Origin of the sequence: Pacificimonas aurantium (genome assembly GCF_020092905.1) — a bacterium.
GTDB lineage: Bacteria > Pseudomonadota > Alphaproteobacteria > Sphingomonadales > Sphingomonadaceae > Pacificimonas > Pacificimonas aurantium.
In genome coordinates this window covers 300821-326016 of record NZ_JAGSGB010000002.1, presented here as the reverse complement: position 1 = coordinate 326016, position 25196 = coordinate 300821, and the positions used below count along the sequence as shown (strand labels likewise).

Below are 25196 nucleotides of genomic sequence, written 5' to 3'. Positions count from 1 at the left end.
GCGTCATTGCGCCATGTAAAAGCCGTTTGCATAGCTTGGCAATTTGAGTGATACTCTATTTCGTAGAATTTGGGAGGATTATCGATGGCAACCCAGTTGAAGTCCCAGTCGGCACAGTTCGACCCTTCGGCAACGGACCTGTGGCTAACGCGAAGCTGGCCGGAGCTGTTCGAGCAGATGCGGCGCGAGGACCCGCTGCACTTCACGTCCGACAGCAGGTACGGTCCCTTCTGGTCCGCCACCAAGTACAAGGACATCGTCGAGATCGAGGCCCTGCCGAAGATCTTCTCGTCCAGCTGGGAATATAGCGGCATCACGATTGCCGACCGCCCGGAGGATTCGGACGAGGAACCGATGCCGATGTTCATCGCCATGGACCCGCCCGAACATACGCCCCAGCGCCGGACCGTCTCTCCGAAGTTCACTCCGTCCGAAATCAACTTCATGGAGCCGGAAATTCGTGAGCGGACCGGCAAGGTGCTCGACAGCCTGCCGGTTGGCGAGGCGTTCGACTGGGTCGACCTCGTCTCGATCGAACTGACCACTGGTATGCTAGCGCTACTGTTCGATTTTCCCTGGGACGAACGCCGCAAACTGACGCGTTGGTCCGATTATGCCGGCGATCTCAACGCGGCGAACGATGAGGAATTCGCCAAGGAACGCATGAACGTCATGTACGAGATGGGCATGTATTTTGCCGGCCTGTGGGAAATGAAGAAGCAGCAGGAGCCCGGCCGCGACCTGATTTCCATGATGCAGGCCTCCGAGGCGATGAATCACATGCCGGAGCGCATGTTCATCGGCAATCTGATCCTCCTGATCGTCGGCGGCAACGACACGACCCGCAATTCGATGACTGCAGTGGCTCGTACGATGCATATGTGGCCCGAGGAGTGGGAGAAGGTCCGCGGCGCGAGCGAGGCCGAAGGTTCGAAGGAAGTGAAGAACGCCGTACAGGAGCTTATCCGCTGGCAGACGCCGCTTGCCCATATGCGCCGCACTGCACTGGAGGACTATGAACTTCGCGGGAAGACGATCCGCAAGGGCGACAAGGTCATCATGTGGTACGCCTCGGCAAACCGCGACGAAGAGATGTTCGAGGATGGCGACAGGTTCATCGCCGACCGGGACAACGCCCGCCGCCAGCTAGCCTTCGGCTATGGCATTCATCGCTGCGTCGGGGCTCGGCTCGCCGAACTTCAGCTCACGGTGCTTGTCGAGGAGATGATGAAGCGGAACATGCAGGTGACTTGTCAGGGCGAACCCGAGCGCGTGGATAGCTGCTTCGTCAATGGGTACCGGAAGCAGATGGTCACCGTGACCCGCGACTGACCCTCCGAAGAGATAACGCGCAGTCATGTTCTTTCTGCATGGCTGCGCGTAACTTTGTAACGCTACTCCGCAATATACCTTGGGCCCATATCGTTCATGCCCGCCAATGTTGGCGGGAACGTGAAGGAGATGGATCATGCTGAATGAGACCGATCTGAGCCAGTCGGCGGCGGCCACCACCGGCTCCCAGACGCTGAAGCGGCGCCCGAAGGGCATCCGCCGTCCCAGCGACACGCTGAAGTCCACCGGCGCGCTCTTCCACGCCTGGCGGGCCTAAGCCCCCCCTAAGCCGGCGCGGGTGAAGATCAGGATCGGCCAGCCCTCATTGGGGTCTGCTGCGACCGGGTCCAGTCCCGCGCCGCGGAAGGCGCCCGCGACAGCATCCGCCTGGTCGGTCAGGAGACCGGCAAGGATCAACGTCCCCCCGGGTGCCAGCGCCTCGGCGATATCCGAAGAAAGCTCTATGAGCGGCTGCGCCAGGATGTTGGCGACTATCAGGTCATAGGGCATGCGCAGCGCCAGTTCGGGTGCTTCGAACCCATCGGCGACGAGTAGGCGGATTTCGCCCGGAGCGTCGCCCTCGGTAACGCCATTCGCTTCGAGGGTTTCCCGTGCCACGTGGATCGAGGGGGCGTCGATATCGCTTGCCAGAATCTGGGCTGAAGGAAACGCCTTGGCGATGCCGATCGCCAGGAGCGCCGTGCCGGTGCCCAGATCAAGGACATTCTCCGGGGCCGCCGGTAACTGATCGATGGCTCTGAGACAGCCCGCCGTCGTGGGATGATGGCCGGTGCCGAAGGCGCGGCTGGCTTCGACCTGGATTCCGACCAGCTGCGAAGGCACGGTGCCTGCATCGCGAGCCGTATGAACGTAGAACCGTCCCGCCTCGATAGGGTCGAGGCCCTGCTGGCTCAGTGTGACCCAATCTTCTTCCGGCAGTTCCTCGACGACCGCCTCCGCTGACGGGCTGTTCGGTAGCAAGGTTTTCAGAAGCGTGATGAAATCCTCGTCCGGTCGGTCTTCGAGATAGACTGCAAGCTCCATTTCTTCGGGGCGCGAAGGGTCCGGCTCCGACGTCATGAGGGCGGGCGGCGGATCGAGTTCGGCGAGGGCGGGGATGTCTTCTGCCAACGCCTCCGCGTCAGCCTTCGAGCAGGGAAGGGTGAGTTTCCAAGTCATCGGCGTGCGCTACTCCGCGTTCGGGAAGCTGGCAAGCGGGCCGCGCAGGCCTAGGCGGGCGGACTGCCCGCTCCCGCGGCGGCCTCGCCCGCGGAGTTACCTTCGAGGCGGTCGAAATAGGTTTCCACCTCGACTGGCGGCGCACCGAAGTGAAGATAGTCCCGGTCGATGTCGGCAACTTCCTTGAGGGCTGAGATGTCGAGAAGAGTTACCGAATTTCGCCGTTTTTCGATCAGGCCTTCAGCCACCAGTTTTCGTAAGGTTCGATTCACGTGGACCGGCGTGAGGCCCAGCGCATCGGCAAGTTCGGACTGAGTGAGCGGCAGCGAAAAATGATGATCGGTGACGAGGTCGACGGCCTCGAAGCGCCAGTAGAGTTCGCAGAACAGGTAAGCGATCCGCTCTCGTGCCGAACGTCGGCCGAGAGCGACGATCCGCTCGCGCAGGATCGCTTCTTCCTGAAGCGTGCTCCACCAGAAGGCAGCCGCGATGCGGGGATGCTGGAAATTCATCGCCATCGCCCTGTCCCGCGTCAGCGCCCGGACCCGGGTATTGGTTACCGCGGCGATGCCATGGTCCATTTCCTTCAGAAGGAAGACGTGAAGATCGCAGAGGTCGCCGGGAATGAGGAAGGTCAGGATCTGGCGTCGCCCGTCTTTCAGGACCCGGTAGCGGGCGGCCATTCCGTCTTCGACAACGAACATGGAGCGCGGAACCTGGCCCTGCGAGACGATATCCGTTTCCGCCTGGAAGGTTTCCAGATGCGTCGTTGCGGACATGATCCGATCCCGGTCGTCCGCGCGAAGAGGCGAGAATAGGGCGAGCTTCCTGACAAGCGGACTTGGCATGGCATTGGACTTTCAGCAATGGTTCGCCGCTTCCACAGATCGGCCACCAACAACGGGCAAAGGATTCAGAAGAACGAGGTTTCTTCTCGATCGAAGCTATCAGATCGATCTGGCCTGATAAATGTTATTGCTCTTGTTAATTCGAGACGTCGGTCAGTCGTTCCAGATCGTGGAAGTAGCTTGCGATCTCGCGCGGAGGGGCGTCGAGATGCAGGTAATGGTCGTCGATGTCGGCGACTTTCTGCAGCGCTTCGGTATTCAGAAGCTGCACTTGGCCCCTCTGCTTGTCGATAAGGCCTTCCTCGACAAGTTCTTTCAGAACACGGTTGATGTGAACCGGAGTAAGACCGAGGGCATCGCCGATCTCCGCCTGAGTGAGCGGGAGATTGAGGACATTGTCCTCCGCAAGCCCCACGGCCTTCAGGCGCCAGTAGATGTCGAAGAACAGATAGGCGAGCCGGCTGCGGGCCCGTCGCCTGCCTAGCGCAACGATATGCTCGCGCGAGATTGCTTCGGCCTGGAGCGCGCTCCACCAGAGAGCCGCGGCGATACGCGGTCGCTTGAAATACGTTTTGAGGACATCGTCCCGCCGGATGCGGGACATCTCCAGCTCCTCCAGAGAGGCGACATTGTGGTCCATCTTCTTGAGAAGGAACACGTTCAGATCGCACAGGTCGCCCGGAAGCATGAATGACAGGATCTGGCGTTCGCCGCCGCGCAGCACACGGTAGCGGATTGCCATGCCCCGTTCGATGACGAACATCGTCGCCGGGACTTCTCCGAAACCCACGATATCGCGGTCGGCGGGGACCGTTTCACGAGCGAATGTGATCCTGTCGAGATAGGTTTTGTCCTGGTCCGTCAGTTCCAGGAAGTTCGACAGCTTACGCGCCAATGCCCTCGACATCGGTCCCCTTTTCGGCTCTTGGTGGCCCGGGGAATTAGAGAGTTTCTACAAGCTAATTCGCTTAACTAGATTAGTTTTTTCGCCGATCAGGTCCGTTCGACGAAGCTATCGAGAACTCGCTTCGAGCCGGCCTTGTCGAAGTCCACTTCCAACTTGTTTCCTTCGATGGCCGTGACCGTCCCGTTGCCGAATTTCTGATGAAAGACGCGCTGACCGACGGAGAGGTCGGTGCGCGCGCGCTTGCCCACGGTAACGCTGACCGGTTTCGCTTCGATCTGGTGGGTGCCACGCGGGGCGCGTCCCAAGGAGGCGGCCCGCTGCCAGCCGGGACCGCGACCCGAACCGCGGCCGACCTTCGCGAACGGATCGGCATCGTCGAGCGCCGCGCGCCAGAGGGAGGCACCCCCGGACATGGTGGTTTCCTGCTCGACATGGTCGTGAGGTAGTTCGCCGATGAAGCGGGACGGAATCGACGAGGTCCATTGGCCATAGATGCGCCGGTTCGCGGCATGGGTGATCTGCGCGCGCTTCTTGGCCCGAGTGATGCCGACATAGGCAAGGCGGCGCTCTTCCTCGAGGCTCTTCGTCCCGCCTTCGTCGAGGGAGCGCTGGGAGGGGAACACGCCTTCCTCCCAGCCAGCGAGGAAGACATGGTCGAATTCGAGGCCCTTTGCCGCGTGAAGCGTCATGATCGTGACCTTCGGCTCCTCGCGCGCGGCGTCGTTCTCCATCACCAGCGAGACATGTTCCAGAAAGCTTTCGAGGGAGCCGAACTCTTCCATCGCCCTCGTCAGCTCGTTCAGATTCTCGATACGGCCCTGTGCTTCGGCCGACTGGTCCTGCTGCCACATCGGAATATAGCCGGATTCCTCCAGAATGATGCGCGCGAGTTCGGGATGCGGCGTATCTTCGAGCTGCTCGCGCCACCGCCGGAAATTCTCGACGAGGTCGGCCAAACCCTTACGCGCGGCACCGGGGAGGTCCGCTGTCTGGACGATCTGTGCGGCTGCTGCGGACAGAGGGACCTGCTCCTGCCGGGCGAGGGCACGGACCTTCTGGACGCTCTTTTCTCCCATGCCGCGCTTCGGCACGTTGACGATGCGCTCGAAGGCGAGGTCGTCGGCTGGCTGGACCAGCACACGAAAGAAGGCCAGCGCGTCGCGAATTTCCGCCCGTTCGTAGAAGCGGAAGCCGCCGACGATCCGGTAGGGAAGGCCGATATAGATGAACCGGTCCTCGAATTCGCGCGTCTGGAACTGGGCGCGCACGAGGATCGCGACATCGTCGAGACTCGCGCCGCGGTGCCGCAAGCTTTCGATATCGTCGCCCACGCGCCGCGCCTCTTCGGGACCGTCCCATACGCCGACGACGTGAACGGGGTCCCCCGCGTCGCCCTCGGTCCAGAGCGTCTTTCCGAGGCGTCCGGAATTCTTCTCGATGAGGCCGCCGGCGGCGCCGAGAATGTTGCCGGTGGAGCGGTAATTCTGTTCCAGGCGGATCACCGCCGCCCCCGGAAAATCTTCTTCGAAGCGCAGGATGTTCGCGACCTCCGCGCCGCGCCAGGAATAGATTGACTGGTCGTCGTCGCCGACAACGCAGATGTTGCCGTGACCCTGCGCGATCAGGCGCAGCCACAGATACTGGACGGTGTTCGTGTCCTGGTATTCGTCGACCAGCACGTAGCGGAACCGCTGCTGATACTGCTTCAGAACGTCCATATTGGTACGGAAGATGTTCAGCGGTTCCAGAAGCAGGTCACCGAAGTCAGCTGCGTTCAGCTCTTTCAGCCGCGCCTGATAGGCGCGGTAAAGATCGGCACCCTTGCCGTCCGCAAAGGCATAGCTTTCGTCAGCAGGTACGTCCTTCGGCGTCCAGCCCCGGTTCTTCCAACGGTCGATGAGGCCGCCGAGCTGTTTGGCCGGCCAGCGTTTCTCGTCCAGATTGGCCCCGGTGATGATCTGTTTCATCAAACGCAACTGGTCGTCCGTATCGAGAATGGTGAAGTTGCTTTCGAGACCTGCAAGACCGGCATGACGGCGCAGCAGCCGCGCACCGATCGCGTGAAAGGTGCCCAGAAACGACAGCCCCTCCACCCGGTCGCCGATCATCGCGCGCATGCGTTCACGCATCTCGCGGGCGGCCTTGTTTGTGAAGGTGACCGCGAGGATTTCCGACGGCCAGGCTCGCTCGGTGTAGATCAGATGTGCGAGGCGCGATGTAAGCGCCCGCGTTTTCCCGGTACCGGCGCCGGCCAGCATCAGCACGGGACCTTCGGTCGTGAGCACGGCCTCGCGCTGAGGTGGATTCAGCCCCGTCATATAGGGCGGGTCGGTATCCTTCGGTTCGAGGAGTTCGGCGGGGACGGACATGCGGGGGAACAGTTAGGGAACGTCCGGAATGGTCGCAACCGACGAATTTGGCCGAGCCCCCCGTCTTGGAATCTTTCACCTATAATTAATGAATGGCCGAGATGTGTCGTTCACTTTACCGCAGGTTTAGAGGGTCATTCCGTCAGCGTTTGCTGAACGGGTGGGAGGCGCTGGTCGTCTTTCTGGCAGCGGTGGTGATCTTCCTCGTCGGCTCCGAATTCGACGCCTTCGACAGATTCTACCGCTACTCGCGCGAACATGAAGACTGGGAGCTCGACGAACTCGCCCTTCTGGTCATCTTGGTGGCCGTTTCTTCTCTGATATTGCTGTTCCGCCGCGCCCGCGAACTCAAACATGAAATGGAACTGCGAGAGGCGGCGGAACGTCGCGAACGCGAGCTGGCGAGGCACGATACCCTAACCGGCCTATCCAATCGCAGGGTTCTGATGGACGCACTCCAGTCGCTCGGTGGCAAGCCGTCGCGGGGTGCCCGGCAAATGGGTCTGTTCCTGATCGATCTGGACAGGTTCAAGCCTGTGAACGACCTTCATGGACATGGTGTCGGTGACCGTGTTCTGGTCGAAATTGCCGATCGGCTGCGCGCGACGGTTCCGGCCGGGAGTATCATCACGCGTCTTGGTGGGGATGAATTCGTTTGCGTGGTTTCAAGCGAGACGGAGGACGAGCTTTCCAGCCTGGGCCGTAAGATCGTTTCTGCCCTATCGCGCTCGATCCATCTCGGGGCGCATGAAGTGAAAGTGGGTGCAAGCATCGGCGTATCCAGGATCGGGGTCGACGCTTGCGAGCCTGAAGAGATCCTACGCACCGCGGACATCGCCATGTACGAGGCAAAGGCTGACGGTGGGGGAGCGTGTCGTTTCTTCTGCGCCGACATGGATGAAAATCTGCGGGCGCGTTCCGCCTTTGAGGATTCATTACGTCTCGCGCTTTCCGAAGGCCAGATCGTACCGTATTTTCAGCCGGTCATCGACTTGCGGTCGAACAGAGTTGCGAGCTTCGAGGCGCTGGCGAGGTGGGAGCATCCGGAACGAGGCACGCTCGCACCGGCATCGTTCCTGCCCCATATCGAGGAAATGGGCCTTCTCGGCCTGTTGACGGAGTCTATCCTCCGGAAGAGCTGTGAGGCGGCACAGGAATGGCCCGAGCATGTTGCGGTGTCAGTGAACGTGGCGCCGCAGCAGTTTCAGGATCCGTGGTTTTCGACAGGGCTGCTGGATATTCTTTCGCAGCAGAACTTTCCCCCGCAGCGTCTTATCATCGAACTCGTCGAGTCAGCGGTTCTCGAAAATTCGGAGGCGGCACGCGCAGCCTTCGACCAACTTCATGCGGCCGGGGTGCGGATCGCCCTCGATGATTTCGGCAAGGGATATTCCAGTCTTTCCAACCTCCGTTCCTTTGCATTCGACTACATGAAGCTAGATGCCTCGCTTGTGAACGGTGTCGGCAATGCGCAGGGCAATCGGCTTATCGATGCGATCACCTATCTGAGCCAAGCTCTCAACCTTCCGATTACCGCAGAGGGGGTGGAGACGCACTCCAATGCACTCGCATTGCGTCTGCTAGGCTGTGACCTGGCCCAGGGTTATCACTTCGGGAAGCCAATGGACGCGCTCGCGGCAGCGCAGTTCGCTGTTTCCAAACCGATCGTGCGCAGGACAACGGAATATCCGAAAGTCGTTGAGCGAAGCCTGAACGTCGAGCCCTTGCCCTGCGCCCGTCAGCCTAGTGGCATCGAAGGAAGCTAAGGCGGGCAGCGCCGTAGATTCGCTCGCCTTCGATGTTCCAACCGACCGGCTGCAGGGTCTGCTCCCGCGCGGTTTCTACAACCGCGAGAGTCGACGCCGACGTCCATCCTCTCTCAGCCAATCGTTCCAGAGCGGGCGCTGCCAAACCTTTTTCGTAGGGCGGGTCGAGAAAGAGGAGGTCGAATGGGACCGTGGCCTGCCGGACCTGCAGAACATCGCTCGTCTGAATTTCCGAAAGCGCCTGCGCTCGGAGATTTGCTACATTCCTTCTCAGGACGGCAAGAGCGCGGGGCTCATTCTCCACGAACCGGCAATGGGCGGCACCGCGACTGAGCGCCTCCAGACCCAGCGCTCCCGTACCGGCAAACAGGTCGGCTACGCGCAGTCCTTCGAAGGTTCCGAGCTTGCTGGTCAAAGAGGAGAAAAGGGCTTCGCGGGCGCGCGCCGACGTGGGGCGTGTCGTCGATGACGGCGGCGGCGTCATAGTTCGTCCGCGCCATTGACCCGCAATGATCTTCATTATTCCCCAGCCGCCTGCGTCAGGCCTTCGAGGCCTTGGAACTGCGAATGGCCAAATGTGCCTCCGCTACCGCAGCCGGCGGCAAAGCCTCGACCGCGCCTGTCTTCAAATCTTCGAGTTCGAAAGGCCCGAAGCCGGTTCGGATCAGGCGGGTCACCTGCAGCCCGAGATGGTCGAGAACGCGGCGAACCTCCCTATTCTTCCCCTCGGTCAGCGCAAGGCTGAGCCACGAATAGCGACCCGATTTGCGATCGATATTCGCCTCGATCGAGCGGTAGTGCACGCCATCGATGGTAACACCCTCGGCTAGCCGCTCGAGCTCCGCCTGATGCACATCCCCAAAAACGCGAACCCGGTAGCGACGCTGTACTGCGTTCTTCGGCAGTTCCAGCGCGCGTTTGAGCTCTCCGTCATTGGTAAGGAGAAGAAGACCCTCGGTATTGAAATCGAGGCGGCCAACCGTGCTAACGCGCGGCATATCCTTGGGGAGCTTGTCGAAGACAGTGGGCCGTCCCTTCGGGTCCCGCTCGGTCGTCAACGTGCCAGCGGGCTTGTGCAGCCGCCAGAGACGCGTCCGCTCCGCCTTTCCCAGCGGCTCTCCGTCGAGTGTGACGCCGCGCAGACTGGGAAGGTTTAGGGCAGGGGAGGTCAATGTCTTGCCATCCAGCGCGACGCGGCCCTCGCCGATCATGCGTTCGACTTCGCGGCGCGAGCCGGCGCCGGCCCGGGCCATCAGTTTCGCAATGCGCTCGCCATCTGCCATGCTGCGCAGGTGGAGCGGCGCGCAAAGATTGGCAAGAGCCCTGTTGCGGGTTATTCAGCGCCCCGCACCGTCGAAGGCGGGCCCCCGTGGCGGAATTGGTAGACGCGCTCGACTCAAAATCGAGTTCCTACGGGATTGCCGGTTCGATTCCGGCCGGGGGTACCACGCAGCTAAAAAGTCGATCATTTTCAGCCTCTCTTTCCGGTTGGATAGCGTTCGGCATGTCGGCTTGCGGCGCTCGGGCGATCATGAGCTGTCCGTTCGGTACCGGCCGCATCATGTTCGCCAGCCAGGGACCCGTCCTCCTCCTTTGACGTTTGTGCGAACGAAGCGCCCGCTCATGTCTCCTCAAGCACAGTAGACCGAGGGCGCGGGTGCGGTCGGGAGATCACCGGTTGCCACTGGCGTTGGGGTCGATCCTGCTCCTGCGTTCGCCCATGGCGGTATCGCGCTGGAAACGCTTTCGATAGGGTTGGTATGGTGTCGGTAGCGGAAACCGGAGCGGATATTGTTATCGCTTAGCCTGGCATTATTGGCGATCTTGCTGTTGTTCGGTTGCGGCGCCCCACAGGCTGGGGCGCCGCCAGATGTTGAGTGGTCGTGCCGCTACAACGGAACTACGATCGGAACGGGCGAGTACGATGGCGACGCCCTCTCCGAGCCTCCAAATCTATATATCGACGGTCCGATAAGGTACGGTCTTATCGAAGAATGTTCCGACGAATTATCTAAACCTTTCAATACGTTGTACATAAAAAGCGGCGGGGGACAAACGGAAACGTCTATACAGGTCGCAGCAATCATAAGAGACCGCGAGGCAGACGTGGTCGTCGTCGACAGTTGTTGGTCTGCGTGCGCGATGATCGTTCTCGCTGCGGGGAAGCGAGTGTTCGTAGATAAACGAGACGTCCTTCAGCTGCATCACTCGGCGAAAGCGCTAAGTCGCGCGGCGGAAGGATACGAAGCAAGCTGGACCGAATGGATTGCAAGACAAGCCCATTCTGTCGGAGAATTCTTAGATGAGCATGACATTTCGCCAGACGTGACGACCCGGCCGTTCGATGCGATGATTCCGGAATGCATCGGTAGTGAGATTATTAACTCGGGTTCCGAGGCGTTCGAGAGCCTTGGCTACAGATCCCAATTCGCCGGGACCGTCCTTTCTGCATCACAAATGCGCGAGTGGGGCTATCCGCTTGTGGGCGAGACGGCCCGGAGCCTGGGGGAGTTGACCGAAGTAAGAGCTGGGGACGTTACCCCTGATGAAAGGGCACAGCTGCAAAAGGCGAGATGGTTGAAGACCTTCGAAGGCATTCCGCAGGCCCCAAGCCCTTTGCCAGTTTGTCCGCCGCCTCACGGGTTGTAAGCGAAGCGGCCTTTCAAGCCGGCTACCGTGCGCTACGGCCGAGTGCACCGACAAGGCGAAACTGGGAAGGCGAACCGATCACCTCGAACGGTTAGGGAGGTAGGGGCGTGATTATAGCACGCGGTCCTGCATTCGAATGCGTTGAGCGAACGGACGTCTTCCCGCGCCGCTAGGCGGCGAAGCTTTGCATGAACCGGCGCGCGCCTTCCTGCAGCGCCGCGATGCGCTCATCGACCTCGCTGGATGACGACGCTGCGTTGTTGAGGTCGCGCGAGATCGCCTCCGCCGTGCTGCGGATAGTCGCGATCGCTTCCGACATGCTGTCCGCGCTGATCGCGGTTTCGTCGACCGAACCGGTAATCATCGTCACGGTCGCCGATTGGCGATCCATTGCCTCCCGCAGGCGCTGGGCCGAGCCGCGGACGCCGTCCACCGTTTCCAGGATGGCGCGGTTCACGTCCACGGTTCGGCTGGACGATGCCTGAATATCGCCGATCTTCTTGGCGATTTCGTCGGTGGCCCGCGCGGTCTGCCCCGCGAGGCTCTTCACTTCCGACGCCACCACCGCGAAACCGCGCCCGGCATCGCCGGCGCGCGCCGCCTCGATAGTGGCGTTGAGCGCGAGCAGGTTGGTCTGGCCGGCGATGTCCCGGATCAGGCTGACGATCGATTCGACCGCCTGCGTGTGGTTTGCGAGGATGGCCGCGACCTCTACTGCGTCATTTGCCTGCGCCGTCGCATGATCGACGACCTCCGTCGCGCCATCGACTTCGCGGCGCGCTTCTTCGATGGCCTTGATCAGGCCGGTGGAGGTCTCGGCCGCCTCGCGCATCGCTGTTGCCGACTGGTCGGCCGCAGCCGCGACTTCCGCCGCACGCGCCAACAGGTCCCGCGTGACCTCGTCGGCCCCCGCCGACTGGCTCTTGGCGGCGCGGCTCATTGCCGAGGCGCTCTCTACGGCGGTTGCGATGTCGCGCTCGAATTTTTCCGCCTGCCTGTTCAGGATCCGGCGGGAGCGGGCGAGCTGGCCCTGTTGAACCGCCGAGCTCATCAGTTCGATCTCAAGCAGCGCGATCTTATGATACTCACGCAGCATCTCCATGCCGTCGCCGGTTTCGGCGAAGCCGTCGAGGATTTTCTCCCCATGCGCCTCTTGCGACGCTGCCAGAGCGCCGATGACGGCATGCTGCGGGGCGCCGATCTCATAGAGCTTGGTTCCCCTTTTCAGTACCGCTTCTATCCAGGCCTCGTCGACGGGCGGGGTCAGCTTTCGCTGGTTGTAGGTCGTGGTCCGCTCGATCTGGCTATCGAGCGCGGCTGGGTCGATTTCGAGCCCCGTCAGGCTGACGAAGCGTTCCCAGAACAATCGGGAGAATGTCTGCGCCTGTCCGTGCAGGATCTCTCCGATCCGATCGAGCGCTGCATCTGTTTTTTCGTCGATCCGGAATGCCGCGCGGCGATCGTCTGCGGAAACCGATCGAACCTCCCCAAAAAGATTCTCTGCCAATGCGAGCCCCCTTCGCCCGTCTTGTTTCGACCCGGTCCTAGTCCTTTGGTCGGCTTGGGCTTTAAGCGGCACGGATTAAGAACCCGCTAACGATGAGCATACAGACCGACGAACAAGTCCAAGGCCGCCTTGCCGCCCGGCTGAGCCAGTCCGCGGGCGCCGATGTCACCATCGAGGGGGTGAAGGCCCTGTCGGGCGGCGCCAATTCCATGAGCTACCTGATCGACGCCGAAAAGGACGGACAGTCCTGGCAGCTGGTCCTGCAGCAGTCGCAGGCGCAGATGCCGGGACGGATGAGCCGTGCTGTCCAGGCCGAGGTCCAGACCCGCGCGGAGAAGGGCGGGGTTCCCGTACCTCACATCGTCTATGTGCTGACCGCGGAGGATGACCTGGGCGAGGGCTTCGTCATGGAATTCGTCGCCGGGGAAACACTGGCGCCCCGCTATCTGCGCAAGGAGGAATTTTCCGCTGCCCGGAAGGCAATGGTCGGCCAGACGGCAGAAGCGCTCGCACGAATACATTCCTTGCCGGTCGAGGATTTCCGCAAGCTCGGCCTGACGAGCATGAGCGCACGAGAGAGCCTGCTGCGGCTGCGCGACTCCTACGATGCCATGGGCGGCGGCGTTCCCGTGTTCGAACTGGCCTTCGCCAGGCTGGAGAAACGATTGCCCGACGATGGGCCCGAAGTGCTGGTTCACGGCGACTACAGGTCGGGAAACTTCATCGTCGGTGAGGAAGGGCTGAGGTCCGTACTCGACTGGGAAGGCGCAAGCCTGGGCCACCCGTTGAACGATATCGGGTGGCTCTGCACCAACACCTGGCGCTTCGGTAATTGGCAGAAGCCGGTGGGCGGCTTCGGCGAGCGCGAAGAGTTCTACCGCGCCTATGAGGCGGCCGGCGGGCCGGCGGTCGACCGCGATCTCGCTTTGGTCTTCGAAATGTACGGATCGCTTCGCTGGGGCATCGTGTGCTGGCAGATGGCCGAGCAGCACCTGGCCGGGGAGGCGGTCTCGGTGGAGCGGGCGGCGATCGGTCGGCGGGTGTCCGAAAACGAGGCCGATCTCATCTACATGCTTCAGAAAGGGGCGCTCTGATGAGCAGGGGTATTCAGATCGAAGATCTCGCCGAGGCGGTCGCGGGGTATATCGACGAAATCTCCGGAAAGCTGGAGGGACGGCAGGCATTCCATGCGAAGGTCGCGCAGAACGCGCTTGCGATCATCGCGCGGGAAGCACGCCAGAAGCCGCGGGAGGCGGAACTTGCCTATTACCGGGAGAGAATGGGGTGCTCGGCCGATGAAGATCCTGCGGTGGCCTTCGCCGCCGGCATCCGTAGCGGCGAGGTTGAACCCGACGACCCCGACATGCTGAAGAGGCTGGCGGGGTTCGTCGCCGCGCGGCTGGCGGTCGACAATCCGAAATTTTCTACTTTGCCGCGTTTGAGGGAGCTTGCCGAATGACCATCGATCCGACCGCCGACCAGGTTCGCGCCCTTCGCGACGGCCCGGCGAAGGGACCGATCGTCATGGTCAACATGCTCAAGTTTCGCGACCGTGCCGCCTATCCGGAGGATTTCGACGGCGACGCGGATATTCCCGGTTCGGAGGCGTATGCCCGCTACCAGCATGCGTTCACCGTGACGGTCGGCGACACGAGCAAGGCCGAGGTTCTTTATGACGGTCCCGTCCAGCAGGTTTTCATCGGCGAGCCTGGGACGTCCGCCACCGACTGGGACAAGATGCTGATCGTTCGCTATCCGTCGAAAGAGCATTTCCTCGGTATGATGGCGAACGAGGAGTATCGCGCGAACCTTGTGCACCGTTATGCGGGGCTGGAACGCACCGTCCTTCTGCAGTGCAAGGGCTAGGCTTTCGCGCGGTGTGGCGCTTTGCCGGTTGCGCGATGCACGTCATGCGCTCAATAAGCGCCGCAAAAGACAGGTAACAGGGACAGATATATGGCGACGCGTCCGCAGGTCCGGCCGCTCTCCCCGCATCTCGGCATCTGGCGCTGGCGGGTTCATGCGGTCACTTCCATCACACACCGTGTCACCGGCAACGGACTCGCTGTTGCGGGCGGGCTTGCGTTCGTCTGGTGGCTGGTGGCGGCGGCACTGGGACCGGAAGCCTATGCGGATTTCATCGCCGTCGCGCGGTCTCCTATCGGCGTGATCGTCGGCGTCGGCCTCAGCTGGGCGATTTTCCAGCATGCGGCCTCGGGCGTGCGCCACCTTGCCATGGACACCGGTGCGGGGCTGGAGCTCGGCACATCGAAGACGAGCGCGACCGTTACCTGGGTCTTCTCCATTCTGGCGACGGCCGCCCTCTGGCTGTTCATTCTTCTCTAGGCACGGAAAGCGGCGTTCTATGTCGATTCGCAGAGGCACTGCTCTTGGACAGGTTCGCGGGCTGGGCTCCGCCAAGGAAGGCGCGCACCACTGGTGGGTGCAGCGGCTGACGGCGGTTTCCAACCTGCTCCTCTTCGCCTGGTTCCTGACCTCTATCTTCACGCTTCCGACGCTTGATCATTTCACCATGATCGAGTGGCTGCGGAACCCCTTCGTGGCGGTGCCGATGGTGCTGCTGTCGCTAAGCGTCTTCTATCATCTGCGCCTCGGTATGCAGGTCATGATCGAGGACTATACGCAGGGCGGCACGCGCATCGCCCTGCTGCTCCTGACGACGGCATTCGCCTTTGGCGGGGCCGCGCTTTCCATCTTTTCAGTACTTACCATTGCCTTTGGGGCCTGACGCATGAGCGACGCCTATCCCATCATCGATCACACCTATGACGCCGTGGTTGTCGGCGCCGGCGGCTCGGGCCTGCGCGCGACCATGGGTATCGCCGAAACGGGCCTGAAGACGGCCTGCATCACGAAGGTCTTTCCGACCCGGTCGCATACCGTCGCGGCGCAGGGCGGCATCGCCGCAAGCCTCGGGAATATGGGCCCCGACCACTGGACCTGGCATATGTACGACACCGTAAAAGGGTCGGACTGGCTGGGCGACCAGGACGCCATCGAATATCTTTGCCGCGAGGCGCCGGCGGCTGTCTACGAACTCGAGCATTTCGGCGTGCCGTTCAGCCGGACGCCCGAAGGCAAAATCTATCAGCGCGCCTTTGGCGGCATGACGCAAAATATGGGCGAAGGCCCCGCGGCGCAGCGTACCTGCGCGGCGGCCGACCGGACCGGCCACGCCATGCTTCACGCGCTCTATCAGCAGTCGCTGCGGTTCGATGCGGACTTCTTCATCGAATTCTTCGCGCTCGACCTGATCATGGACGACGACGGCACGTGCCGCGGCGTCATTGCGCTGGAGATGGAGACCGGCCAGATCCACCGCTTCCGCTCGCACAACACAGTGCTGGCAACCGGCGGTTATGGCCGCGCCTATTTCTCGGCCACCTCGGCGCATACCTGTACGGGTGACGGTGGCGGCATGGTGCTGCGCGCCGGCCTTCCGATGCAGGACATGGAGTTCGTCCAGTTCCACCCGACGGGCATTTACGGCGCCGGCGTCCTAATTACCGAGGGGGCACGCGGCGAGGGCGGCTATCTGACCAATTCCGAAGGCGAGCGCTTCATGGAGCGTTATGCGCCGTCGGCGAAGGACCTTGCCAGCCGCGACGTCGTTTCGCGGTCGATGGCGATGGAGATTCGCGAGGGCCGCGGTGTTGGCAAGGAAGGAGATCACATCTTCCTCCATCTTGACCATATCGATCCGGATATCCTAGGCGAGCGGCTTCCGGGCATTTCTGAAACGGCGAAGATCTTCGCTGGTGTCGACGTCACCAAGGGGCCCATCCCGGTTACGCCGACCGTCCACTACAATATGGGCGGTATCCAGACCAACTATCAGGGCGAGGTGGTCACAAAGCAGGACGGCGATCCCGACCGCGTGGTTCCCGGTCTGTTTGCCGTCGGCGAAGCAGGCTGCGTCAGCGTCCACGGTGCGAACCGCCTCGGCTCCAACAGCCTGATCGACCTTGTCGTGTTCGGGCGCGGCACCGCGCACCGGATTCACGAGATCACCAAGCCTGGCACGAAGCATGGCGACATCATCAAGTCCGAGGACGAGCGGGCTCTCGCGCGTCTCGACAAATTCCGCACGGCGAAGGGCGGTTCTCCCACCGCTGAGGTGCGGACGGCCATGCAGAAGACCATGCAGTCCAATGCGGCCGTGTTCCGTACGTCGGAAATCCTCGATGAGGGTATGCAGAAGATCAACGCCGTCTATCAGCGCATGGCCGACCTCAGCGTGACCGACCGCGGCCTGATCTGGAACACCGATCTGATCGAAACGCTGGAGCTCGACAACATGATCGGTCAGGCGGTCCTGACCATGGCCATGGCGCGTAATCGCACAGAGAGTCGCGGCGCGCACATGCACGAGGACTATCCCGACCGAAATGACGACGAGTGGATGACTCACTCGCTCGGCTGGTTCCGGGACGGCCAGGTCGAACTCGATACCCGCCCTGTGCACAGCTACACGCTCACGGATGCGATCGAATATATCAAGCCGAAGAAGCGGGTCTACTAACCCCTATCCGATACCGTGACGGTCGGGGGCGGGCAGTGCTCTCGACCGCCGCAGGCTCCTAGGTCGTCTGCGGGTCAGTCGCGGGAGGCGTCGGCCTCATAGGCATCTTCGGCTTCCATCGATTGCACATAGGGGTCGAGGGGCAGCACGCAGCCCTTTTCAACGGCCATGCCCTTCAAGTAGCTGCGCCGCGCAATGCCAGCGACCAGTGCTGCCTTATACTCCCGTTCCGCCGAGGATGCGCCTGAGACTTCCCTGACGATGCTGCGGAAGGGAATCAGCAGACCAGCGGCCATCTTGCCGGCGATGGAAATGCCCCGCCGCGCGCGGTCTTCATTCTTGTCGTCTTCCAGGCTGACGTCGAAATCCGGACCCAGCGTGCGGTTAAGCTGCGTGATGTGGAAAGAAAGGTCCTCGCAGTTCCTTTCGGACACGGGCAGCCGATAGGGATCGTCGAGAATGCGTTCCAGTTCCGGCGCGATGTTCGGTCGTACCGCGCCGACGTCGCTGAGCGGCTGCATGGCCGCGTCTCTTGCCACCTGGCTGGTCGCAGGGGCCCTGGCATCGCGATTGACCGCGCAGCCCGTTAGGAGGCCGGCAGCGAGGACGCCGCCGGCAGCTACGCGAAAGAGGGATGGATAGGCGCCGTTCACGAAGTCCAGCTTATCCGAACTTCGTGAAACGGCGAATGAATTTTCCTTGGGCGGTTTTGCCCTGCGCCGTTTAGCGCTTATCGAGTGGAATATAGTCGCGCTGCGTTGGGCCGGTGTAGAGCTGGCGCGGACGACCGATACGCTGTGCAGGATCCTCGATCATCTCGTTCCACTGGGCGACCCAGCCGACGGTGCGGGCGAGGGCGAACAGCGCCGTGAACATGGAGGTCGGGAAGCCGATCGCCGACAGGATGATACCGGAATAGAAATCGACGTTCGGGAACAGCTTCTTCTCGATGAAATAGTCGTCGTTGAGCGCCATCTCCTCGAGCTGGAGCGCCACGTCGAAGACCGGGTTTGTCACACCGAGCGAACTGAGCACCTCGCGCACGGTCTTGCGCATGACCGTCGCACGCGGATCGTAGTTCTTGTAGACCCGGTGACCAAAGCCCATCAGGCGGAAGGGATCGTCCTTGTCCTTCGCGCGGGCGATATATTCCGGGATGCGGCTGGGATGGCCGATTTCGGTGAGCATGTTGAGCGCGGCCTCGTTGGCGCCGCCATGCGCAGGTCCCCAGAGACACGCAATGCCCGCGGCGATGCACGCGAACGGGTTGGCACCTGAAGAGCCGGCCAGGCGAACGGTCGAGGTCGACGCATTCTGCTCATGGTCGGCATGAAGGATGAAGATGCGGTCGAGTGCACGCTCGACAACCGGATTGACTTCATAGGGCTCGGCCGGGACGCCGAATGTCATGCGCAGGAAATTGCCCGTGTAGCTCAAGGAGTTATCGGGATAGAGGAACGGCTGGCCGATCGCGTACTTATAGGCCATGGCGGCGATGGTCGGCATTTTCGCAATCATGCGGTGCGACGCGATCTTGCGCTGTTCCGGATCGTTGATGTCGGTGGAATCGTGGTAGAACGCGCTGAGCGCCCCGACGACGCCGCACATGATGGCCATCGGATGCGCGTCGCGGCGGAAGCCGTTGTAAAGCGTCTTCAGCTGTTCATGCACCATCGTGTGGAGCGTGATGGTGCGGGTGAATTCCTCATACTCGTCCGGCGTCGGCAGTTCGCCGCGCAGCATCAGATAAGCCACCTCCATGAAGGACGAATCCTCGGAGAGCTGTTCGATCGAGTACCCACGGTGCAGGAGTATACCCTCTTCGCCGTCGATATAGGTCAGCTTGGATTCGCACGAGGCGGTGGATGTGAAGCCGGGATCGTATGTGAAGCGGCCGGAATCCGCATAGAATTTGCGAATGTCGACGACCTCGGGACCGACTGACCCTTCGAGCACGGGGTAAGAGAGGTCCTCACCGCCAACTGAGAGCTTCGCAGTGCCGTCGGTCATAGTCGTTTCCTTCTGTTCTGTTTCAGGCGCCGGCTTACGCCGGGAGCCGGTCTTCGATGCGGGCGAGCGATTCCGAACGTCCCAGCAGCTCGAGCATTTCGAAAACGCCCGGCGACACGGTACGTCCGGTCAGCGCTGCACGGAGGGGCTGCGCGATCTTGCCGAGTCCGACATCTTCCGACGCCGCCAGCGCGCGCAACTCTTCGCCCAGAGCCTTCGCCTCCCAGTTGGGAGCGTCCTGCAGGCTCTTATAGGCCTTGGCAAGAAGCTCCCCGCCATCCTTCTCTAACAGGGCCGAAGCCTTCTCGTCCATGGTTAGGGGGCGGGTGCGAAAGAGAAACAGGGCGCCGTCGGCCAATTCGTTGATAGTCTTGGCTCGCGGCTTCAGTTCCGGAATTGTGCGCAGCAACAATGCTGCTTCTTCCCCTGATAGGTCCCGGCCCAGGCTGATCTCCACTTCCGGCTGGACGACCGTGAGCAGGTGGTCGTCCCTGGCGGCGCGGATATAATGGCCGTTCAGATTTTCCAGCTTCTTGATGTCGAACCGCGCAGGGTTCCGGCCGATCCCGTCGAGCGTAAACAGCTCTTCGGCCCGGCTGCGCGAAACAATCTCCTCGTCGCCATGTCCCCAGCCAAGACGAAGGAGGTAGTTCTCAAGCGCCTCCGGAAGGAAGCCCATCTCCCGGTATGCCTCGACCCCGAGCGCACCGTGACGCTTTGACAATTTGGCGCCGTCCTGCCCGTGGATCAGCGGCACATGCGCCCATTGCGGCAGGTCCCAGTCCATTGCCTCTATGATGACGCGCTGGCGGAAGGCGTTGTTGAGATGGTCGTCACCGCGAATGAGGTGCGTCACCCCCATGTCGTGATCGTCCACGACCACAGCCAGCATATAGGTCGGGGTTCCATCCGACCTCAGGATGATGAAGTCGTCGAGTTCCGAATTGGGAACGGTGACATCCCCCTGAACGGCGTCGCTGATCGTCGTCGATCCCGATTGGGGTGCCTTGATACGCACCGTGAAGGGGGCATCAACCGGTGCATCGGCCGGGTCGCGGTCACGCCAAGTGCCGTCATAGCGGATCGGTCGCTTTTCCGCCCGCGCCCGTTCGCGCATTTCGGCCAGCTCCTCGGCCGTAGCGTAGCATTTGTAAGCGCGCCCGCTCTCCAGCAACTGGTGCGCGACCTCAGCGTGGCGCTCCGCGCGCTGTGATTGGTAGACTTCTTCGCCGTCCCATTTCAGACCGAGCCAGCGCATGCCCGACAGGATCGCCTCCGTGGCCTCGGGCGTCGAACGCTGTTGGTCGGTATCCTCGATTCTCAGGGTGAACTTGCCGCCATTCGCCTTCGCGAACAGGTAGTTGAACAGCGCCGTGCGTGCGCCGCCGATATGCAGAAAACCCGTCGGGGAAGGCGCGAACCGCGTAACGACGGGGGAGGCGGCACTTGCAACCATTTGAACTCCGGCAGTAGAAACTCGTTCGGGGGGACGTGAATTTGGGGCTCAGTAGCAGCAGCAGCGCCCTTCAAACACCCCTGAACGCGCTGGCGTCCCTTCCTGAGTGGATTGGCGAGCGATTTGGTTCCGAGCGCCACCAGCTTCCCCTGTTCATACCCGTCGCGTTCGGCGCCGGGATCGGGCTCTGGTATGCCCTGCCGTCCCGGCCCGAGTGGATTGCCGTCATCTGCCTGCTATTGGCATTGGCGCTTGGAGCGGTGCTTGTGGCCGACAATCTCGCCATGCGGGCCATGGCGGCGGGAAGCGCCCTTGCAGCGGCGGGGCTGGCACTGGCCTGGTGGGAAGCGAGCTCGCAGAATACCGTCACACTGGAACGGGAGGTGTTCGGCGCCGCGTTCGAGGCTGAGGTGCTGGCAGTGGAAACGCTGCCTGCCCGCGACCGGACGCGGATTCTTATAGCTCCCGTCTCGACCGGATCCCTCAAGCTGCCCGAGGGGCTCAAGACGCGGGTCAGCGTCCGCCGCGCGCCAGCAACGCTTTCTGTCGGCGACAGGGTGCAGGGGCGCTTTACCCTCTCGCCGCCGCCGGGGCCGATTCATCCGGGGGGCTATCATTTTGCGCGCCGGGCGTGGTTCGAGGGGATCGGCGCCACCGGCTATGCGCTGGGCGAAGTCGAAATCGTTTACGAGGCGCCGCCCTTGGACGGAGCGGCGGCACGGCTGAAGGCCTTTCGCGAGCGTTTGACTGCCCGGCTTCAGGATCAGATCGGCGGAGCGGCGGGCGGCATCGGCGCCGCGCTGGTGACGGGCGACCGGGGCGGGATTCCCGACGAGACCAGCGAAGCCATGCGTGACAGTGGCCTTGCCCATCTGATCGCCATTTCCGGGCTGCATATCGGCGTCGTGGTGGGCGGCACTTTGTGGCTGGTAAAGGCGCTGCTCGTCCGCTGGGAATGGTTCGCTCTGCGCGCCGATGCCCGGCTTGCGGCCTCGCTGGTCGCGGCGGTCGCGGGCATCGCCTATACGCTCGTCGCCGGTGCCGGCGTTCCGACGATCCGGGCGTGCATCGCCGTTCTGATCGTCCTTTTAGGGCTCGGTCTCGGCCGCGAGGCGCTATCGCTTCGGCTGGTCGCTGCCGGAGCTACGCTGATCCTTCTGTGGCAGCCTCACCTGCTTCTGTCGCCGAGCTTTCAGCTAAGTTTCGCCGCGGTGACCGGCATCGTGGCGCTCTACCAGTCGCCCGCTGGACGCAGGTGGCGCGAGCCGAGCGCAGATGGAAAGGACTGGCCCGCGCGCCTGACCGCCGGTGCGGCGGCGCTGCTCGCGACGGGACTTGCAGCGGAGGCCGCCATCGCGCCTGTCGCCCTCTTTCACTTCGGGAAAGTCGGCCTCTACGGGGCGCTTGCCAATTTGATTGCGATTCCGCTCACCAGCTTCGCTATCATTCCGCTCCTTATTCTTTCGTTATTCGCAGACCTTCTGGGCGTGGGAGTGCCGCTCTTCGCCGCGCTGAAGTTTGTTCTTGGGATGTTGATTGGCCTGGCCGAGTGGACGGCGTCGCTGCCCGGCTCGGTCGCCAGCGTCCCGGCCATTCCGCCTGCAGGCTTCGTCCTGATGGTGATGGGCGGCTTATGGCTTTGCCTGTGGCAGGACCGCTGGCGGCTGGGCGGGGTCATTCCGTTCGCGGCAGGAATTCTGGTCGCCGGCGCGGCGCCGCAGCCCGACCTGTTTGTCGGTCCGGAAGGAACCCACCTGGCGTACCGGTCGAAGGAGGGCCTCGCTTTCCTCAGGAACGGGGCGGGGTCCTATGTCCGCGACATGTGGGGAGGGGCCGCCGGAAGCTCTCGGGATCGCCGACTGGAGGACCTCGACAGCGCGAATTGCTCGCGCGATGCATGCGTGCTGCGCCTCAGCCATGGCGGCCGGCCCTGGCATGTGCTTGCAACACGCAGTCGGCATCTGATCGACAGATCCGACCTCGAACCGCTGTGCCGGACGAGCGACATCGTCGTCAGCGACCGGTGGCTGCCCAGCTGGTGCCGCGCGCGGTGGCTCGTTCTCGACCGGGAAAGTCTGCGCACCTATGGGGCGGTATCGATCGACCTCGACAGGGGCGCGGTCCGGTCCGCCGCCCTCGAGGACGGGATGCACCCCTGGGCTCGGGAACAACGAGCGGCGACCCCGGCGAATGGCCCGGAAAAGGACTGATCAAGGCCTGTCAGCTCACCCGAGAGCCGGCGCGTGCAGCACTCAGTAGCGGCGCAGAAGGCCGACGAGCTTCCCCTGAATGCGTACGCGGTGGGCCGCGTAATTCTGAGGCTCGTACGATGAATTGGCAGGATCCAGGCGGATCATGTCGCCATTCTTGCGCAGATATTTCAATGTGGCGTCCTCATCATCGACCAGCGCGACGACGATATCTCCGTCACTGGCGGTTTCCCGCCGCTCGATCAGCGCATAGTCGCCGTCGAAAATACCCGCCTCGACCATCGAATCGCCGGAGACTTCGAGAGCGTAATGGTCGCCCCGACCGAGCAGAGCGGTCGGTAGCGTCAGCGTTTCGCGCGTCTCCATGGCTTCGATCGGCTGGCCTGCAGCGATGCGGCCATGCAGGGGAATGTCGACCACATCCGCCTCGCTATCATTCGCGGCCGCCGGGATGCGGGGCTTCGGTTCCAGCTTCGCCACGTCGGCCTCGGGGAGTTTCAGAACCTCGAGAGCCCGTGCCCGGTTCGGAAGGCGGCGGATGAACCGGCGTTCCTCGAGGGCACTGACGATACGGTGAACACCGCTTTTCGACTTGAGGTCGAGCGCGTCCTTCATCTCCTCGAAGGAAGGAGAAACGCCGCGTTCCTGCAAGCGTTCGTGAATGAACATGAGCAGTTCATGTTGCTTTTCCGTCAGCATTCCCGATGCTCCCGAAGAGAACGAATGGGGAACAGCTATGAGGCGGCAGGGAAGCTGTCAAGCGGAATGACCTCGACCTCATCGCCGTCCGCCGCCTGCGGGGCGTGCGCCTCCCTGACGATGAGGGCATTCGCCGAGGCAAAAACGGCGAGTTGCGAGCTGTCCTGCGTCGCGAGAGGCCGGACCCATCCTCCCTCGACGACAGCGCGCAAATGGTCTCGCCGGGCTCCGTTTGCCGGTAGCTGTTCTCGCAGCCGTGCCGTTGTCGTGGCGGGGCCGGGAGGCTGGCCCTGAAAGGCGGCGATGAGGGGGGCCACGAACAACAGTGCGCACACATAGGCGGAGACCGGATTTCCGGGGAGGCCGACAAGTGTCGCCGCTCCGATCCGCCCATGGATCAACGGCTTGCCTGGCCGGATTGCTACACGCCAGAAGTCGCGCTCGGCGCCGGCGGCCTCCATCGCGCTATGCATATGATCATGATCGCCGACCGAGGCGCCGCCCATGGTAACGACGATGTCATAGGCACTGGCCTTCAGAAGAGCGGTTTTCAGCTCTGTGGCTTCGTCGGCGACGATACCGAAATCGTCGACATCCGCACCGGCATGCCGCAGCGAGGCGGCTATCATGGGAGAGCTGGAGGCAGTGATTTGACCGGGAGAAAGAGCGGTTCCTGGCAAAACGAGTTCGTCGCCATTCGCGATCAGCGCAACGCGTGGCGGGCGATTGACTGCGAGACGGCCATGCCCGCCGGCAGCGGCCAGGGCGAGGTGCCGCGGGGTAAGGCGCGTTCCGGCAGAGATGAGAAGATCAGCATTCGCAAAGTCCATGCCGCGCCGCCGGATATGACTGCCGGACGCCGCGGGGCCGCTGCCCGTCAGCCGAATGTCGGTGCCATCGGCGGTACAGTCCTCCTGCACCAAGACCGTATCCGCCCCGGCGGGAAGCGGGGCGCCTGTGAATATCCGAACAGCCTCAGCACGCCCCACCGTCTCTCCGAACGCCATTCCGGCCGCGCTTTCGCCGACAAGTTTGAAAGGGCCCGGAAGGTCTTCCCAGCGTACGGCATAACCGTCCATGGCCGAGGCATTGAAGGGGGGCTGGTCGTGACTGGCCACAAGGTCGCGGGCCAGCGTTCGCCCGGATGCGACCTCAAGGGCGACGTCTTCGGACTCGAGAACGTCGATATCCGCCAATATGCGGCTGCGCGCCTCTTCGTAGGAAAGCATCGCGCACTCAGTCCGGCGCGTCGTCGGCGGACCAGTCGCCCGACTTGCCGCCGGTTTTGCGCAGCAGGCGGATGCCCTCGATGCGCATTGCCTTGTCGATCGCCTTGGCCATGTCGTAGATGGTGAGGCAAGCCGCGGTGACTGCCGTCAGTGCCTCCATTTCGACACCGGTCCCGAAGGTCGTCGAGACTTCGGCGGTGACTTCGACGCCTGTTTCCGCAAGCCGGAAATCGACCGCCATTCCGGTCAGGGGGAGGGGGTGGCAGAGAGGAATGATGTCCGCCGTTTTCTTAGCGGCCTGGATCGCCGCGATGCGGGCCGCGGCAATGACGTCGCCCTTCGGAATGGTCCCGTCCGCGATAGCTTGGCGCGCCTCGGCACTCATGACCACCCGTCCGCCGGCTACGGCCGCTCGCTTCGTTGCGGGCTTTCCGGAGATGTCGACCATTCGCGCCGCGCCGGACTCGTCGAGATGGGTCAGCGGCACAGCCG

General features: G+C 62.6%; 25 protein-coding genes and 1 tRNA gene. 12 read left to right on the top strand and 14 right to left on the bottom strand.

The annotated features are described in order from the left end of the window. The first annotated feature begins 84 nt into the window (after positions 1-84). Together KCN53_RS08365 and KCN53_RS08360 are read left to right on the top strand one after the other, a co-directional pair. A complete protein-coding gene (locus KCN53_RS08365; protein WP_088712782.1) occupies positions 85-1332 on the top strand; it encodes a cytochrome P450 in 1248 nt (415 codons plus the stop codon). 136 nt (positions 1333-1468) lie between these two features. After that, positions 1469-1609 carry a hypothetical protein gene (locus KCN53_RS08360; protein WP_172406242.1) on the top strand — a complete coding sequence of 47 codons (141 nt, stop codon included), beginning with the start codon at positions 1469-1471 and terminating at the stop codon, positions 1607-1609. On the opposite strand, the gene KCN53_RS08355 is transcribed toward KCN53_RS08360, so the two are convergent. From KCN53_RS08355 to KCN53_RS08335, 5 genes are all read right to left on the bottom strand, one after another. Beyond that, positions 1606-2511, bottom strand: a complete 906-nt coding sequence (locus tag KCN53_RS08355; RefSeq protein ID WP_088712783.1) for a 50S ribosomal protein L11 methyltransferase — start codon at positions 2509-2511, stop codon at positions 1606-1608. The two genes, KCN53_RS08360 and KCN53_RS08355, sit on opposite strands and share 4 nt — an antisense overlap. A 50-nt stretch (positions 2512-2561) precedes the next feature. Continuing rightward, positions 2562-3290: a Crp/Fnr family transcriptional regulator gene (locus KCN53_RS08350; protein WP_172406243.1), complete on the bottom strand. Its 729-nt coding sequence runs from the start codon at positions 3288-3290 to the stop codon at positions 2562-2564. Between the two features lie 205 nt (positions 3291-3495). After that, complete coding sequence (locus tag KCN53_RS08345) at positions 3496-4266, bottom strand: Crp/Fnr family transcriptional regulator (RefSeq protein WP_088712785.1); 771 nt, start codon at positions 4264-4266, stop codon at positions 3496-3498. A gap of 86 nt (positions 4267-4352) precedes the next feature. Next, the gene (locus KCN53_RS08340) at positions 4353-6635 is read right to left on the bottom strand and encodes an ATP-dependent helicase (protein WP_088712786.1); all 2283 of its coding nucleotides are present in this window, start codon (positions 6633-6635) and stop codon (positions 4353-4355) included. Positions 6636-6769: 134 nt separating this feature from the next. Further along, complete coding sequence (locus KCN53_RS08335; protein ID WP_172406117.1) at positions 6770-7045, bottom strand: hypothetical protein; 276 nt, start codon at positions 7043-7045, stop codon at positions 6770-6772. Between the two features lie 36 nt (positions 7046-7081). Here KCN53_RS08335 and KCN53_RS08330 point away from each other — a divergent pair, with 36 nt between their 5' ends. Continuing rightward, entirely contained in the window at positions 7082-8401 is a 1320-nt protein-coding gene (locus KCN53_RS08330; protein WP_243444633.1) for a putative bifunctional diguanylate cyclase/phosphodiesterase, read from the top strand. Here KCN53_RS08330 and rsmD read toward each other — a convergent pair. After that, positions 8379-8885, bottom strand: a complete 507-nt coding sequence (gene rsmD, locus KCN53_RS08325) for a 16S rRNA (guanine(966)-N(2))-methyltransferase RsmD (RefSeq protein ID WP_317988426.1) — start codon at positions 8883-8885, stop codon at positions 8379-8381. The genes KCN53_RS08330 and rsmD overlap by 23 nt on opposite strands. Positions 8886-8940: 55 nt before the next feature. Next, the gene (locus tag KCN53_RS08320) at positions 8941-9684 is read right to left on the bottom strand and encodes a pseudouridine synthase (protein WP_088712789.1); all 744 of its coding nucleotides are present in this window, start codon (positions 9682-9684) and stop codon (positions 8941-8943) included. 80 nt (positions 9685-9764) lie between these two features. Here KCN53_RS08320 and KCN53_RS08315 point away from each other — a divergent pair. Together KCN53_RS08315 and KCN53_RS08310 are read left to right on the top strand one after the other, a co-directional pair. Beyond that, positions 9765-9849, top strand: a tRNA-Leu gene (locus KCN53_RS08315). Positions 9850-10570: 721 nt separating this feature from the next. Then, a complete protein-coding gene (locus tag KCN53_RS08310) occupies positions 10571-11050 on the top strand; it encodes a hypothetical protein (RefSeq protein ID WP_143712239.1) in 480 nt (159 codons plus the stop codon). 169 nt (positions 11051-11219) lie between these two features. Here the strand turns inward: KCN53_RS08310 and KCN53_RS08305 are convergent, their stop codons facing one another. Continuing rightward, positions 11220-12557, bottom strand: coding sequence for a methyl-accepting chemotaxis protein (locus tag KCN53_RS08305; RefSeq protein ID WP_224199529.1), 1338 nt, complete (start codon positions 12555-12557; stop codon positions 11220-11222). A 92-nt stretch (positions 12558-12649) separates the two neighbouring features. Between KCN53_RS08305 and KCN53_RS08300 the strand changes: the two genes are divergently transcribed. The 6 genes from KCN53_RS08300 (at position 12650) to sdhA (ending at position 17100) form a co-directional block, all read left to right on the top strand. Further along, a complete protein-coding gene (locus KCN53_RS08300; RefSeq protein WP_088712791.1) occupies positions 12650-13651 on the top strand; it encodes a phosphotransferase family protein in 1002 nt (333 codons plus the stop codon). After that, the gene (locus tag KCN53_RS08295) at positions 13651-14016 is read left to right on the top strand and encodes a DUF6285 domain-containing protein (RefSeq protein ID WP_088712792.1); all 366 of its coding nucleotides are present in this window, start codon (positions 13651-13653) and stop codon (positions 14014-14016) included. Before KCN53_RS08300 ends, KCN53_RS08295 begins: the two co-directional genes overlap by 1 nt. Further along, complete coding sequence (locus tag KCN53_RS08290; RefSeq protein WP_088712793.1) at positions 14013-14423, top strand: DUF1330 domain-containing protein; 411 nt, start codon at positions 14013-14015, stop codon at positions 14421-14423. The genes KCN53_RS08295 and KCN53_RS08290 overlap by 4 nt, the downstream gene beginning before the upstream one ends. A 90-nt stretch (positions 14424-14513) precedes the next feature. After that, complete coding sequence (gene sdhC, locus KCN53_RS08285; RefSeq protein ID WP_088712794.1) at positions 14514-14903, top strand: succinate dehydrogenase, cytochrome b556 subunit; 390 nt, start codon at positions 14514-14516, stop codon at positions 14901-14903. Between the two features lie 19 nt (positions 14904-14922). Continuing rightward, a complete protein-coding gene (gene sdhD, locus KCN53_RS08280) occupies positions 14923-15306 on the top strand; it encodes a succinate dehydrogenase, hydrophobic membrane anchor protein (protein ID WP_263435057.1) in 384 nt (127 codons plus the stop codon). A 3-nt stretch (positions 15307-15309) separates the two neighbouring features. Continuing rightward, positions 15310-17100: a succinate dehydrogenase flavoprotein subunit gene (sdhA, locus tag KCN53_RS08275; RefSeq protein ID WP_088712795.1), complete on the top strand. Its 1791-nt coding sequence runs from the start codon at positions 15310-15312 to the stop codon at positions 17098-17100. A 74-nt stretch (positions 17101-17174) separates the two neighbouring features. Here the strand turns inward: sdhA and KCN53_RS08270 are convergent, their stop codons facing one another. From KCN53_RS08270 to gltX, 3 genes are all read right to left on the bottom strand, one after another. Then, positions 17175-17753, bottom strand: a complete 579-nt coding sequence (locus tag KCN53_RS08270) for a hypothetical protein (protein ID WP_143712240.1) — start codon at positions 17751-17753, stop codon at positions 17175-17177. Between the two features lie 70 nt (positions 17754-17823). Further along, positions 17824-19110 (bottom strand): citrate synthase, encoded by a 1287-nt coding sequence (locus KCN53_RS08265; protein ID WP_224199528.1) that lies wholly within the window; start codon positions 19108-19110, stop codon positions 17824-17826. A gap of 34 nt (positions 19111-19144) precedes the next feature. Further along, positions 19145-20566: a glutamate--tRNA ligase gene (gltX, locus tag KCN53_RS08260; protein WP_088712798.1), complete on the bottom strand. Its 1422-nt coding sequence runs from the start codon at positions 20564-20566 to the stop codon at positions 19145-19147. Positions 20567-20607: 41 nt separating this feature from the next. On the opposite strand from gltX, the gene KCN53_RS08255 reads away from it, so the two are divergent. Next, the gene (locus tag KCN53_RS08255; protein WP_172406245.1) at positions 20608-22776 is read left to right on the top strand and encodes a ComEC/Rec2 family competence protein; all 2169 of its coding nucleotides are present in this window, start codon (positions 20608-20610) and stop codon (positions 22774-22776) included. 42 nt (positions 22777-22818) lie between these two features. On the opposite strand, the gene lexA is transcribed toward KCN53_RS08255, so the two are convergent. Genes lexA through moaC form a run of 3 tightly spaced genes read right to left on the bottom strand, consistent with a single transcriptional unit; the run spans position 22819 to position 25191 of the window. Next, positions 22819-23475 (bottom strand): transcriptional repressor LexA, encoded by a 657-nt coding sequence (gene lexA, locus KCN53_RS08250; protein WP_088712800.1) that lies wholly within the window; start codon positions 23473-23475, stop codon positions 22819-22821. A 35-nt stretch (positions 23476-23510) separates the two neighbouring features. Then, complete coding sequence (locus KCN53_RS08245) at positions 23511-24704, bottom strand: molybdopterin molybdotransferase MoeA (protein WP_088712801.1); 1194 nt, start codon at positions 24702-24704, stop codon at positions 23511-23513. Positions 24705-24711: 7 nt separating this feature from the next. Further along, a complete protein-coding gene (gene moaC, locus KCN53_RS08240; protein WP_088712802.1) occupies positions 24712-25191 on the bottom strand; it encodes a cyclic pyranopterin monophosphate synthase MoaC in 480 nt (159 codons plus the stop codon). Positions 25192-25196: the final 5 nt, after the last annotated feature.